Here is a 13760-nt window from a genome sequence, read left to right on the forward strand (position 1 = left end):
GTGTCTATGGCAACGCCTGCAAATAAGTGGTTGCTCCGCGTTGCCCCCTGGCTGCTGCCGGTGGGCATCGTCATCCTCTGGCAAATCGCCTCGGTAACAGGCTGGCTTTCGACCCGCATTCTGCCGTCGCCCGAAGGCGTCGTTGAAGCGTTCTGGTCACTTTCAGCCAGCGGCGAACTGTGGCAACACCTGGCGATCAGCTCGTGGCGGGCATTGGTTGGTTTCTCTATCGGCGGTTCGATTGGCTTGCTTCTCGGGCTTATCAGCGGGTTGTCGCGCTGGGGAGAACGCCTGCTCGATACGTCGATCCAAATGCTGCGCAATGTGCCGCATCTGGCGCTGATCCCGCTGGTTATTCTGTGGTTTGGCATCGATGAAAGCGCCAAGATTTTCCTCGTTGCCCTCGGCACGCTGTTCCCGATTTATATCAATACCTGGCATGGGATCCGCAATATTGACCAGGGGCTGGTTGAGATGGCGCGCAGCTACGGATTATCCGGCCCGGCGCTGTTCTGGCACGTTATTCTGCCCGGCGCCCTGCCCTCGATTATGGTCGGCGTGCGCTTTGCGTTGGGCCTGATGTGGCTGACGCTGATTGTTGCGGAGACGATTTCCGCCAATGCCGGGATTGGCTATCTGGCGATGAACGCCCGCGAATTCCTGCAAACCGACGTCGTCGTGGTCGCCATTATTCTTTATGCCCTGCTGGGTAAACTGGCGGATGTCAGCGCACAAATGCTGGAACGCGTCTGGCTGCGCTGGAATCCGGCTTACCAATTGAAGGAGGCTTCCGTATGAATACGGCTCGTCTGAATCCAGGCATCCCGCTGTTGCTGAACAATATTGGTAAACGCTACGGCAATAATACGGTGCTCAATGAACTCGATCTTCACATTCCGGCCGGACAGTTTGTGGCGGTGGTCGGGCGCAGTGGCGGTGGGAAAAGTACGCTCCTGCGCTTGCTTGCCGGGCTGGAAAAGCCCAATGCGGGAGAGCTGCTGGCGGGCAACGGTCCACTGGCCGCCAGTCAGCAAGAGACGCGCATGATGTTTCAGGATGCACGACTGCTGCCCTGGAAAACGGTTATCGACAACGTCGGTTTGGGGCTGAAAGGAAAATGGCGTGACGCGGCGCTGGATGCACTCGCAGCCGTGGGTCTGGAAAACCGCGCCGGGGAGTGGCCGGCAGCCCTTTCCGGCGGACAAAAGCAGCGCGTGGCCCTGGCGCGTGCGTTGATTCATCGCCCTGGCTTATTACTACTGGATGAGCCGCTAGGAGCGCTGGATGCGCTGACGCGTCTGGAAATGCAGGATTTGATCGCGTCGTTGTGGCTGGCGCAGGGGTTCACGGTCTTGCTGGTGACGCACGATGTCAGCGAAGCCGTGGCGATGGCCGACCGGGTGTTGCTGATTGAAGACGGCAAAATTGGGCTGGATTTGACGGTTGATCTCCCGCGCCCACGTCGGAAAGGGTCTGTGCGTTTGGCGGAGCTGGAAGCGGAAGTGCTGAACCGGGTGTTGAAACGTGGAGGATCGGAGCAACAAATTAAAAGGTGGGCATCGGCGAATGCCTGATGCCCACCCCGTGAGAACAAAACAATGTAGGCCCGGTAAGCGCTAGCGCCACCGGGCATTTTTTTACGCTAACGCTTTGGTGATTTTCTCGAACAGATCGCCGGACAAATTCTCGAGACCTTTCAACTGTTCCAGCGCAGCACGCATTTTTTCCTGACGCGCTGCATCGTAACGTTTCAGACGGATCAACGGCTCAATCAGACGCGACGCCACCTGCGGGTTACGGCTATTCAACTCGATCAGCATTTCGGCCAGGAACCGGTAGCCGCTGCCGTCTTCCGCATGGAACGCTGCCGGGTTGCTCATTGCAAAGGCACCAATCAGTGAACGGATACGGTTCGGGTTGCTCAGGGTAAACGAACGGTGTTTCAGCAGGTTGCGCACGGTTTCCAGTACGTTATCAGCCGGGCTGGTGGACTGCAGAATGAACCATTTGTCCATGACCAGACCATCGTGATGCCATTTGTCGTCATATTCCTGCATCAGCGCGTCACGGCATGGCAACTGTGCGGCTACTGCCGCCGCCAACGCCGCCAGAGCATCGGTCATGTTGTCAGCGTGATGATACTGATGGCTCACCAGCTTATCAGCCAGCTCCGCATCACCAAACGCCAGGTAACGCAGACAGGTGTTACGCAGCGAACGCTTGCCGATGTCGGCGTGCTCTACGCGATAAGCATCGAGTTTATTAACGTTGTAGACCGCGAGGAACTCGTCTGCCAGCTCTTTCGCCAGCGTACGGGTCAACGCTTCGCGCACCGTCGCAATGGCAACGGGATCGATGATTTCGAACAGTTCGGCAATTTCATTCACCGACGGCAGCGTGAGGATTTCTGCGGCCAGCGCCGGATCAATGTTCTCATCCAGCAAAATTGCACGGAACGCATCTGCCACATGCACCGGCAGAGACAGCGGCTGACGCTGCTGATGACGGTTCACGTTCAGTTTGATGTAAGTCGCAAGCAGGCTCTGCGCCGCATCCCAACGAGAGAAATCGTTACGCGCGTGACGCATCAGGAACGTTAGCTGCTGATCGCTCCATTTATATTCCAGTTTCACCGGCGCGGAGAACTCACGCAACAGCGACGGCACCGGCTGGAAGTAGACGTTATCAAAGATGAACGTCTGCTCGGCCTGGGTCACGTTCAGCACGTTATGCACCGGGTGACCGCCCTTCTGCAGCGGGATCACGTTGCCTTCGTTGTCATACAGTTCAATGTCGAACGGAATATGCAGCGGCAGCTTTTCCTGCTGTTCGGAGGTTGGCGGCGTATGCTGTTTGATGGTCAGCGTGTACTGCTCCGTTTCCGGGTTGTAGTCGTCATGCACGGTCACCACCGGCGTACCGGACTGGCTGTACCAGCGGCGGAAATGCGAGAGATCGACGTTGGACGCATCTTCCATCGCCTGCACAAAATCGTCACAGGTGGCCGCGCTGCCATCGTGGCGCTCAAAGTAAAGTTGCATCCCTTTCTGGAAATTCGCTTCGCCGAGCAACGTGTGCAGCATACGGATCACTTCTGAACCCTTTTCGTATACGGTCAGGGTGTAGAAGTTGTTCATCTCGATGACCATATCCGGGCGGATCGGGTGCGCCATTGGGCTGGCATCTTCGGCGAACTGCATCCCGCGCATGGTACGAACGTTACTGATGCGGTTTACCGCACGTGAGCCGAGATCTGAGCTGAACTCCTGATCGCGGAACACCGTTAAGCCTTCTTTCAGGCTCAACTGGAACCAGTCGCGGCAGGTCACGCGGTTACCGGTCCAGTTGTGGAAGTATTCATGGCCGATAACACGTTCGATATCGAGATAATCTTTATCGGTGGCGGTATCAGTGCGCGCCAGAACGTATTTAGAGTTAAAGACGTTCAGGCCTTTGTTTTCCATTGCGCCCATGTTGAAGAAGTCGACGGCGACAATCATATAGATGTCGAGATCGTATTCGAGGCCGAAACGGTCTTCATCCCACTTCATGGAGTTTTGCAGCGAGGTCATCGCCCACGGCGCGCGATCCAGATTGCCACGATCGACGAATAGTTCCAGTGCCACTTCACGACCCGAACGGGTGATGTATTTGTCGCGCAGTACGTCGAAATCACCGGCCACTAACGCAAACAGGTAGCACGGTTTTGGGAACGGATCCTGCCACTGTACCCAGTGACGGCCGTTTTCCAACTCGCCCTGTGCAACGCGGTTGCCGTTGGAGAGCAGGTATGGATATTTGGTTTTATCCGCGATGATTTTGGTGGTAAAACGCGCCAGCACGTCCGGGCGGTCCAGATACCAGGTGATGTGACGGAACCCTTCCGCTTCACACTGCGTACAAAGCGCTTCACCTGACTGATACAGGCCTTCCAGCGCGGTGTTCGCCGCCGGGCTGATTTCATTAACGATGCGCAACGTGAAACGCTCCGGCAGTCCGTTAATCACCAGCTGATTGTTTTCTTCTTTATAATCACTCCACGGCTGGTCGTTCACGTGCAGTGAAACCAGCGTTAAATCTTCACCATTGAGGCGCAGCGGCGTGGCAGACGCAGCGTGACGAGTCATCTGACTTTCTGCAGTCACGATGGTTTTTGCGGCATCCAGGTCAAAGGTCAGGTCGATATCGCTGATCAGGTATTCCGGCGCACGGTAGTCGTGGCGGTATTTGGCTTGGGGCTGTTGTGTCATAAAAAACCTTTAGCATCTTTTGTAAATTGTCGGATCCAGTCTATTCCTGTTGTCACTTTCACGCTACGCAGAATGTTCATCTTTTCAGGGGCAAACACGTAAATTGCTACATATTGATAACACGCGGCACGTTTTGCCCTCGACCCGTCAAACACCTTGTGTTGTGATCGGGGTTCAATAAATCGATAAACAAGGTATACTCCTGCGGTTTCAGCCGTTGTTTATTGTACTAAACGCTCCTTTATGAGGATGCTATTGCGCACCATGACACAATTCGCTTCCCCTGTTCTGCAGACTCTGCTTGATACAGATGCTTATAAGCTGCATATGCAGCAGGCCGTCTTCCATCATTATTATGATGTCCAGGTGGCTGCAGAATTCCGCTGCCGCGGTGATGACCTGCTCGGTATTTATGCAGACGCCATCCGCGAACAAGTCGAAGCGATGCAGTCGCTGCGACTGCAGGACGACGAGTTTCAGTGGTTGTCCGGCCTGCCGTTCTTCAAGCAGGACTACCTCGACTGGCTGCGCGATTTTCGCTACAACCCCCAGCAGGTCACCGTTCGTAACGATAATGGCAAATTAAACATTCGCCTCGAAGGCCCATGGCGTGAAGTCATCATGTGGGAAGTTCCGCTGCTGGCGGTGATTAGCGAGCTGGTTCATCGCTATCGTTCCCCTGAAGCCAGCGTTGAGCTGGCGCTTGAGACGCTGGAACGTAAGCTGGTTGATTTCAATCACCTTACCCAGGATATCGATATGTCTGGCTTCCGTCTGATGGACTTCGGCACCCGCCGTCGTTTCTCTCGTGACGTGCAGCAGGCGATAGTCGAACGTCTTCAGCAGGAGCCGTGGTTTGTCGGCACCAGCAATTACGACCTGGCACGCCGTCTGTCACTGACCCCAATGGGTACCCAGGCACACGAATGGTTCCAGGCGCATCAGCAAATCAGTCCTGACCTGGCGACCAGCCAGCGCGTGGCGCTTGCGGCCTGGCTTCAAGAATATCCAGACCAGTTGCGGATTGCCCTGACCGACTGCATCACCATGGATGCTTTCCTGCGTGACTTCGACCCGGAGTTTGCCGAACGATATCAGGGACTGCGTCATGACTCCGGGGATCCGGTGGAATGGGGTGAAAAAGCCATCGCACATTATCAGAAGCTCGGTATTGACCCGATGAGCAAACTGCTGGTGTTCTCCGATAATCTCGACCTGAAAAAGGCCGTTGAGCTGTATCGCCACTTCTCGTCGCGGGTGAATCTGAGCTTCGGGATAGGCACGCGCCTGACCTGCGATATCCCTCAGGTGAAACCGCTGAATATCGTGATTAAACTGGTGGAATGTAACGGCAAGCCGGTGGCCAAACTGTCCGACAGCCCAGGCAAAACCATCTGCCACGATAAAGCATTTGTTCGCGCTTTACGCAAAGCCTTCGACCTTCCCCAGGTCAAAAAGGCCAGTTAATCAGCAACAGGGAGCCTCAAAGGCTCCCTTCTTCTTATTATTTTCTCAATTCACCCCCTCTCGCTGCGAATTCCTCTTGTCTGATGAAAGATGACAGGTAACATAGGGATCCCCCTTAATTAAGGGCGGAAAGAGATAACTTTATTCTGGACTACTAACAGAGAGATTAATATGAGCGTTGTGCCTGTAGCCGACGTACTCCAGGGCCGCGTAGCCGTTGACAGCGAAGTCACCGTGCGCGGATGGGTGCGTACCCGTCGAGATTCAAAAGCTGGCTTTTCCTTCCTCGCCGTCTATGACGGTTCCTGCTTTGATCCTGTACAGGCCGTCGTCAATAATTCTCTGCCCAATTACAATCAGGAAGTGTTGCGCCTGACGACCGGCTGTTCCGTGATTATCACCGGAAAAGTGGTGGCATCTCAGGGTCAGGGTCAGAGTTTTGAAATTCAGGCCTCCCACGTTGAAGTGACTGGCTGGGTTGAAGATCCGGATACCTATCCGATGGCGGCCAAACGCCACAGCATCGAATACCTTCGTGAAGTTGCGCACCTGCGTCCGCGTACCAACCTGATTGGTGCCGTCGCCCGCGTGCGTCACACCCTGGCGCAAGCGCTGCACCGCTTCTTCCACGAGCAGGGCTATTTCTGGGTATCTACCCCACTCATTACTGCCTCTGATACTGAAGGCGCAGGTGAGATGTTCCGCGTATCGACGCTGGATATGGAAAACCTGCCACGTGACGATCAGGGTAAAGTGGATTACGACAAAGACTTCTTTGGTCGTGAAGCGTTCCTGACCGTATCCGGTCAGCTGAACGGCGAAACTTACGCCTGTGCGCTGTCCAAGATTTACACCTTCGGCCCAACTTTCCGTGCTGAAAACTCAAACACCAGCCGTCATCTGGCGGAATTCTGGATGCTTGAGCCGGAAGTCGCCTTTGCCGACCTGGAAGATAACGCTGCACTCGCTGAAGCAATGCTGAAGTATGTTTTCAAAGCGGTGCTGGAAGAACGTGCCGATGACATGAAATTCTTCGCCGAGCGCGTTGATAAAGATGCCGTAAGCCGCCTGGAGCGTTTTGTTGAAGCGGACTTTGCACAGGTGGATTACACCGACGCGATCACCATTCTGGAAAACTGCGGTCAGACCTTCGAGAACCCGGTATTCTGGGGCGTGGATCTCTCTTCCGAGCACGAACGTTACCTGGCTGAGAAACACTTCCAGGCTCCGGTTGTCGTGAAAAACTACCCGAAAGACATTAAGGCGTTCTATATGCGCCTTAACGACGACGGTAAAACCGTGGCGGCAATGGACGTTCTGGCTCCGGGCATCGGCGAAATCATCGGTGGCTCCCAGCGTGAAGAGCGTCTGGATGTGCTTGATGCGCGTCTGGCTGAAATGGGTCTGAATAAAGAAGACTACAGCTGGTACCGCGACCTGCGTCGTTATGGCACCGTGCCTCACTCCGGCTTCGGTCTTGGTTTTGAGCGTCTGATTGCCTACGTTACCGGCGTTCAGAACGTTCGTGACGTAATTGCATTCCCACGAACGCCACGTAACGCCAGCTTCTAAGTTTTTTCCCTTCTCCAAAGCCAGCTTCTCAGCTGGCTTTTTTTTGGCCTTTGTCAGGATCTGTGAGCAAGTTTCTACAAATATAAAGGTCAACCGCCTTCCCCAACCAAAATGTTACACCCCGTGTCCAGAAATAATTCAGCACACATTTTCAGCAACACTTCGATTGCGCTTAAGTAAATACCTGGCACTTAGCATACAAAACAACCACCAGCAACGCGCACGAAAAGCTAACTTTGTCACATAAGAAAAAGTGAGATGAGAAGCATTCTTATATAGGAAAAGCCTTTATCAAAATTAAAGATAAGCTTTTCATATAGATATATAAGAGATAGTCGATTAATTAAGCGGTGAGCGAGGAAATTTGAGGTGCTTCACAAAGTTCCCTGATTTACACAAATTATTACACATTATTTCTTCTTGTTACCTATTTACGATATTTGTAGCACTTTCAGGCTAGCGAAACGTTGTCATGAATGGAAATATGCCTGTCAGACACAGAAAGACACCAAACTCTCATCAATAGTTCCGTAAATATTTATTGACGAAAACTATTGGCGGTAGTGGAAAGTGTCCATAAAAAAACCAATGAGGGTAATAAATAATGATGAAGCGCAATATCCTGGCAGTGGTTATCCCTGCCCTGTTGGCAGCTGGTGCGGCAAACGCAGCAGAAATCTATAACAAAAATGCCAACAAACTGGATTTCTACGGTAAAGCAGTAGGTGAACACATCTGGACCACCAACGGCGACACCGGCAGTGATGACACCACTTATGCCCGTATCGGTTTCAAAGGTGAAACTCAGATCAACGATCAGATCACCGGTTACGGCCAGTGGGAATACAACCTGAATGCGTCTAACGCTGAAGGTTCTCAGGGTACCGCTACCCGTCTGGCATTTGCAGGTCTGAAATTTGGTGACGCGGGTTCTATCGACTACGGTCGTAACTACGGCGCCATCTACGACGTAGCGGCATACACCGATATGCTGGTTGAGTGGGGCGGCGATTCCTGGGCTGCTACAGACAACTTCATGAACGGCCGTACCAATGGCGTTCTGACCTACCGTAACAGCGATTTCTTCGGTCTGGTTGATGGCCTGAGCTTCGCCCTGCAGTATCAGGGAAAAAACGAGCGTAACAGCCCGATCACTGTTGACTATGATGACAACGGCACGCCGAACACCGTAAACCTCTCCGGTAATGGCGCGAAAGCGAACGGTGATGGCTTCAGCTCTTCCGTTCAGTACGCATTCCTGGACGGCTTCAGCGTTGCTGCGGGTTACGAAACGGCTGACCGTACCGACGATCAGTCTAACCCGCAGACTTACGCCATCGATGGTGTTGCTGGCAACGCAAGTGCTGGCGGCGACCGCGCTGAAGCATGGTCTACTGCATTCAAATACGACGCGAACAACGTCTACGCTGCAGTGATGTATGCTGAAACCACCAACATGACTCGCGAGCCAGACAGCAACTTCGCGAACAAAACTCAGAACATCGAAGCCGTGGTTCAGTACCAGTTCGATTTCGGTCTGCGTCCATCTGTAGGCTACGTACAGTCCAAAGGTAAAGACCTGCTGGCACGTCCTGGCTTCGACGGCGGCGATGCTGACCTGGTTAAATACATCGAAGTGGGTTCATGGTACTACTTCAACAAGAACATGAACGTCTACGCAGCTTATAAGTTTAACCTGCTGAACGACAACGACTACTCTAAAGCATCTGGTCAGGCTACCGACGACCAGGCTGCTGTCGGTATCGTTTACCAGTTCTAATCAGTACGCCACTTTGTTATATGCTTAAGAAACAGGGCTTCGGCCCTGTTTTTTTATGGCTGGCAGTAAATAATAGTGACTTTTAAAAAGCCTCTCGCTTTTTCTCGCAAACGGTTGGCTTTTCGTCATTCTCCCGTTAACCTGAGAGCGGATTTCCCTTCAGTAACCACAATGGAACCTCGTCATGTTTGAGAACATAACCGCTGCCCCTGCCGACCCTATTCTGGGCCTGGCCGATCTGTTTCGTGCCGATGACCGCCCAGGAAAAATCAACCTCGGGATTGGTGTTTACAAAGATGAGACCGGTAAAACACCGGTTCTGACCAGCGTAAAAAAAGCGGAACTTTATCTGCTGGAAAATGAAACCACCAAGAACTACCTCGGCATTGACGGTATTCCGGAATTTGGCCGCTGCACGCAGGAGCTGCTGTTCGGGAAAGGCAGTGCGATTGTGACTGAAAAACGCGCACGTACGGCGCAGACCCCAGGTGGCACCGGCGCACTGCGCGTAGCCGCGGATTTTCTTGCTAAAAACACTGACGTACAACGCGTATGGGTCAGTAACCCAAGCTGGCCGAACCACAAAGGCGTGTTTAATTCCGCCGGGCTGGAAGTCTGCGAATACAGCTATTACGACGCGAATCAACACGCTCTGGATTTTGACGGCCTGATTGCCAGCCTGAATCAAGCTCAGGCGGGCGACGTGGTTTTATTCCACGGCTGCTGCCACAACCCAACCGGGATCGACCCGACGCTGGAACAGTGGGAACAGTTGGCAAAACTGTCCGTAGAGAAAGGCTGGCTGCCGCTGTTTGACTTCGCCTACCAGGGCTTTGCTCGTGGTCTGGAAGAAGATGCTGAAGGCCTGCGCGCCTTTGCCGCCGTACATAAAGAGCTGCTGGTTGCGAGTTCCTTCTCGAAAAACTTTGGCCTCTACAACGAACGCGTGGGTGCCTGCACGCTCGTTTCTGCGGATGCAGAAACGGTTGACCGCGCATTCAGCCAGATGAAAGCGGTTATCCGCGCCAACTACTCTAACCCACCCGCTCACGGTGCCGCCGTGGTGGCGACGATCCTCAGCAATGACGCGCTGCGCGCCATCTGGGAGCAAGAGCTGACTGACATGCGCCAGCGCATTCAGCGTATGCGCTTGCTGTTCGTGAACACCCTCGCCGAGAAAGGTGCGGACCGTGATTTCAGCTTCATCACCAAGCAGAACGGCATGTTCTCCTTCAGCGGCCTGACCAAAGAACAGGTGCTGCGTCTGCGTGAAGAGTTTGGCGTTTATGCGGTTGCCTCCGGGCGAGTGAACGTCGCGGGCATGACGCCAGACAATATGGCCCCACTGTGCGAAGCCATCGTCGCCGTGCTGTAACCCTGGCGACAAAAAAGCCAAAGGCCGCGAATGCGGCCTTTGTTATTTGTTTTGAGCATTAAAAAAGCCGCAAACGCGGCTTTTTATCTTTACCAGACAGGCATCTCATCCTGAAGGAAAGGATTATGCACACGCTCATGACCGAGCGTTGACATAGGACCATGGCCTGGAATAAAGCTGACGGCATCGCCGAGCGGTAACAATTTGCGCTTAATCGAATCGATAAGCTGCCCATGGTCGCCACGCGGGAAATCGCTGCGCCCTACTCCACCTTTAAAGATCACATCGCCTGAAATTAGCAGCTGCGAAACTGCGTCGAAAAAGACAATATGACCCGGCGTATGGCCCGGACAATGCAATACGTTGAGGCTGACGTTACCCACGCTGACGGTATCGTCTTCATTCAACCAGCGGTCTGGCGTGAGCGGCTGACAGTCTTCAAGACCGAACATTTTGCTCTGCGCTGGCAGCCCCTGAAGCCAGAACTCATCTTCTTTTTCCGGTCCAATAACTGGCACACCGTAATGTTGTGCCAGCTCCGCGGCGGCGCCAACGTGATCAAGATGACCATGAGTCAGCAAAATCTGCATCAGCGTTACGCCTGCGGCAGCCACTTCCTGTTTGATACACTCAGCGTCACCGCCAGGATCCACCAGTGCAGCAAGTTTGGTCTGCTCACACCAGATGAGTGAACAGTTCTGGGCGAAAGCCGTAACCGGAATAATACGATAGTTCATGATGCTCCTGTTTCGTTACCAGGTCCTCACCGGCCCGGTATCAATATGCACAAAGTTACTACGTGGGTAATATCCTACACCACCTGCGCGCATAGATAACGCAGCTTTGCGAATATTGCTTAACGAAACGCCTTCAATATGAAAATCCATCGCCTGGCCTTTGGTGTGATAGCTGTGTTTCGCTACACCGCGGCTGTGCGCGCGCAACTCATCGTTGGTATTGAGTGAACGATAACCGGAAATAAGCTGCACGGGCTTGTTGGTCCCCAACAGTCCCTGAAGGCGGTACAGATGATCAAAAAGTTTTGGATCGATGGATTTCATTTTATTCGCGCGATAGTCACGGAAAAAATGGTTGAGTCTTGCTAATTCATCCTGAATATAGCCTCTGCCATCGAAAAACTCCGCTTTGAGCGACTCACCGGTATGCAGGTTATTGAGCGTCAAAATACGCGGGCGTGGTGTCGAGAGGGTGGCAAATGCTGGCGTAGGCAAGATGGCCGCTGCGCCTAGCGCAACACCACCTAACGCCAGCAACTTGCGGCGATTAGCGTCAAATTTGTCCATGATAATCAGGTCTACAAGTAAGTGATCGTTATTTATGCACTTCTGGCGCACGAAGGGCACCTTAACTGCCACACACGTCGACGTCAAGGCTCCCTAACCCCAGTCAATACGGGGCCTGTAGCGATACGGCCCCCTATTGGCTAATTTATACGACACCTGAATTATCTGAACTTCTTCATTTACCTGATTAATTGTTCCGCTTTTGGCAGAATTTGTGCGCCAGATCGCGCGGTGAGATCATAATTGTAAATATCTGTACGATATTGTGCCCGACCATCCGCCCCAACAAACGCCGTCAGGTAGTAGAGGTTGACCGGGATATTCTGGCGGATATTGACATATCGCGTATCACCCTGTTTCAGGGCATCAGAAATCCGTGTGTCATTCCAGCCTGCATCCTGTAACAGCATGTTGGCCAATTCAGATGCTTTATTGACGCGCACGCAGCCGGAACTCAGCGCGCGAGTGTCCTTCTGAAACAGCGTGTGATTCGGCGTATCGTGTAGATAAATCGCATCAGAGCTCGGCATATTGAATTTATAGCGGCCCAATGAGTTATGTACACCCGGTGCCTGCTGGAAGCGGAACGGCAGATTTGTCGCCGTGATCGTCGACCAGTCGACCTGATACGGGTTGATGGCTTCTTTGCTGTTCCAGCCGCGCATCATGGTGTAACCGTGACGGTCCAGATAACCGGGATCGTTAACGACTTTCGGTAGAATGTCTTTACGGGCAAGCGTTGAAGGCACGTTCCATGGCGGGTTCACCACCACGTTGTTTAACGCGCTGCTCATCATCGGTGTTTTACGATCAGGACGACCGACAATCACCCGCGAAGCCAAAACTTGATTGCCGTCGAGGTAATAGACCAACGAATAGGCGGGAATATTCACCATGATACCGGTGGAAAGTTTGCCCGGTAGCAGGCGAAGACGCTGAATATTTAGCGCCAGCACGCCCGCACGCTGTGCAGGACTGACGTTCAGCCAGTCACGCGTTGATTGTCCGATAACGCCATCGGCACTCAGCCCTTGCCAGGTCTGGAAACGCTTCACTGCGTCCACCAGCTGTCGGTCGTAAACCGCCGGAGCCGTACCGTTGCCTTTGACTTTCTTCGCAGGAATCGCAGACGGGCTCACCACCGGGTTATCCCCCGGCAGGGCGATATTTGGCGTAGAGTCTATCATCCCCGTACGCTGCAGGATTTCACGCAGTGCAGGAATATCTTTGCTCCACTGACCCGGAGAAAGTTTGCTGGTGCTGGTTAATTGCGGCCACGGACGTGAATCGGTCAGCTGCGTCAGCAACGCCTGATGCATGGCCGCATACTGCGGATGCTGCGGGGCCAGCCCTGCAACAAATAGCGGCAGCTGCCCGTTATCCAGTGCCAGCTGCCACTGGTTAATCACTGACAGCGGTGGCGTAGATAACGTGTACGGTTTATCGCTGTACAGCCAACGGTTGCCCTGCACGGGAATACTGCTGATGAACTGGAGATAACCCATCATGGCGTCTGACAGCACAACATCACGTGCCATCCCACTGACCGCCGGATCGGTTAGCAGTTCGACCCACTGGGTAAATTGTGGCTGAAAACCGGCGATAGCCACTTCAGCAAGCTGCTGCTGAAACGCCTGAACCGCTTCACGGTTTTCCCACATGGGTTTCATCTGTCGCGCCGCGTACAGCGCAGACAGCTGATTCATGTAAATCGGTGTGTAACTGGCAGGCAAGAGTGACTGAATATCAGCCCGACTTTTCGCCGCAGCCCCTTCTGGGAGCGGTTGAATGCCAGCCATCATCGCAACGGCAGGTGCCTGGCCGTCTGATTGCGCCAACGCTTGTGACGTATCGCTCAGTGTGGCTGAACTGTCTGTTGGTACCAGTTCAGGCTCGTCGGCCTGAACGCTAAACAGCGGAGCAAATGCCAGCATCAGGCATAAACTCAGCGCTGACAGCCGACGACCATTAGATTTATCGAGTGACATCCCTTGCCCCCTGTTTTCATTGCT

The 13760-nt window shown here is 53.5% G+C and carries 10 protein-coding genes; 6 read left to right on the forward strand and 4 right to left on the reverse strand.

Translation table 11 applies throughout. The features are described from left to right. Positions 1-6 precede the first annotated feature (6 nt). Both ssuC and ssuB read left to right on the forward strand, forming a co-directional pair. Positions 7-798, forward strand: coding sequence for an aliphatic sulfonate ABC transporter permease SsuC (gene ssuC, locus MUU51_RS17940; protein ID WP_159773286.1), 792 nt, complete (start codon positions 7-9; stop codon positions 796-798). After that, on the forward strand, positions 795-1574 hold the full coding sequence (gene ssuB / locus MUU51_RS17945) for an aliphatic sulfonates ABC transporter ATP-binding protein (RefSeq protein ID WP_258968269.1): 780 nt from the start codon (positions 795-797) through the stop codon (positions 1572-1574). The genes ssuC and ssuB overlap by 4 nt, the downstream gene beginning before the upstream one ends. 63 nt (positions 1575-1637) lie before the next feature. On the opposite strand, the gene pepN is transcribed toward ssuB, so the two are convergent. Further along, on the reverse strand, positions 1638-4250 hold the full coding sequence (pepN, locus tag MUU51_RS17950; protein ID WP_258968270.1) for an aminopeptidase N: 2613 nt from the start codon (positions 4248-4250) through the stop codon (positions 1638-1640). A gap of 264 nt (positions 4251-4514) precedes the next feature. On the opposite strand from pepN, the gene pncB reads away from it, so the two are divergent. The 4 genes from pncB to MUU51_RS17970 all read left to right on the forward strand — a co-directional run bounded on the left by pncB (position 4515) and on the right by MUU51_RS17970 (position 10444). Beyond that, entirely contained in the window at positions 4515-5717 is a 1203-nt protein-coding gene (gene pncB, locus MUU51_RS17955) for a nicotinate phosphoribosyltransferase (protein ID WP_159773292.1), read from the forward strand. 171 nt (positions 5718-5888) lie between these two features. Next, positions 5889-7289 (forward strand): asparagine--tRNA ligase, encoded by a 1401-nt coding sequence (asnS, locus tag MUU51_RS17960; RefSeq protein ID WP_159773294.1) that lies wholly within the window; start codon positions 5889-5891, stop codon positions 7287-7289. A gap of 604 nt (positions 7290-7893) precedes the next feature. Then, positions 7894-9069, forward strand: coding sequence for a porin (locus MUU51_RS17965; protein WP_309574238.1), 1176 nt, complete (start codon positions 7894-7896; stop codon positions 9067-9069). A gap of 184 nt (positions 9070-9253) precedes the next feature. After that, a complete protein-coding gene (locus MUU51_RS17970) occupies positions 9254-10444 on the forward strand; it encodes an amino acid aminotransferase (RefSeq protein WP_159773298.1) in 1191 nt (396 codons plus the stop codon). A gap of 89 nt (positions 10445-10533) precedes the next feature. On the opposite strand, the gene MUU51_RS17975 is transcribed toward MUU51_RS17970, so the two are convergent. From MUU51_RS17975 to ldtD, 3 genes are all read right to left on the reverse strand, one after another. After that, entirely contained in the window at positions 10534-11181 is a 648-nt protein-coding gene (locus MUU51_RS17975; protein ID WP_159773300.1) for an MBL fold metallo-hydrolase, read from the reverse strand. 15 nt (positions 11182-11196) lie between these two features. Beyond that, positions 11197-11748, reverse strand: coding sequence for a peptidoglycan L,D-endopeptidase MepK (gene mepK / locus MUU51_RS17980; protein ID WP_166665188.1), 552 nt, complete (start codon positions 11746-11748; stop codon positions 11197-11199). Between the two features lie 179 nt (positions 11749-11927). Next, positions 11928-13736 (reverse strand): L,D-transpeptidase, encoded by a 1809-nt coding sequence (ldtD, locus tag MUU51_RS17985; RefSeq protein WP_258968271.1) that lies wholly within the window; start codon positions 13734-13736, stop codon positions 11928-11930. Positions 13737-13760 lie beyond the last annotated feature (24 nt).

It is taken from the genome of Scandinavium manionii (genome assembly GCF_024764775.1).
GTDB classification, from domain to species: Bacteria; Pseudomonadota; Gammaproteobacteria; order Enterobacterales; family Enterobacteriaceae; genus Scandinavium; species Scandinavium manionii.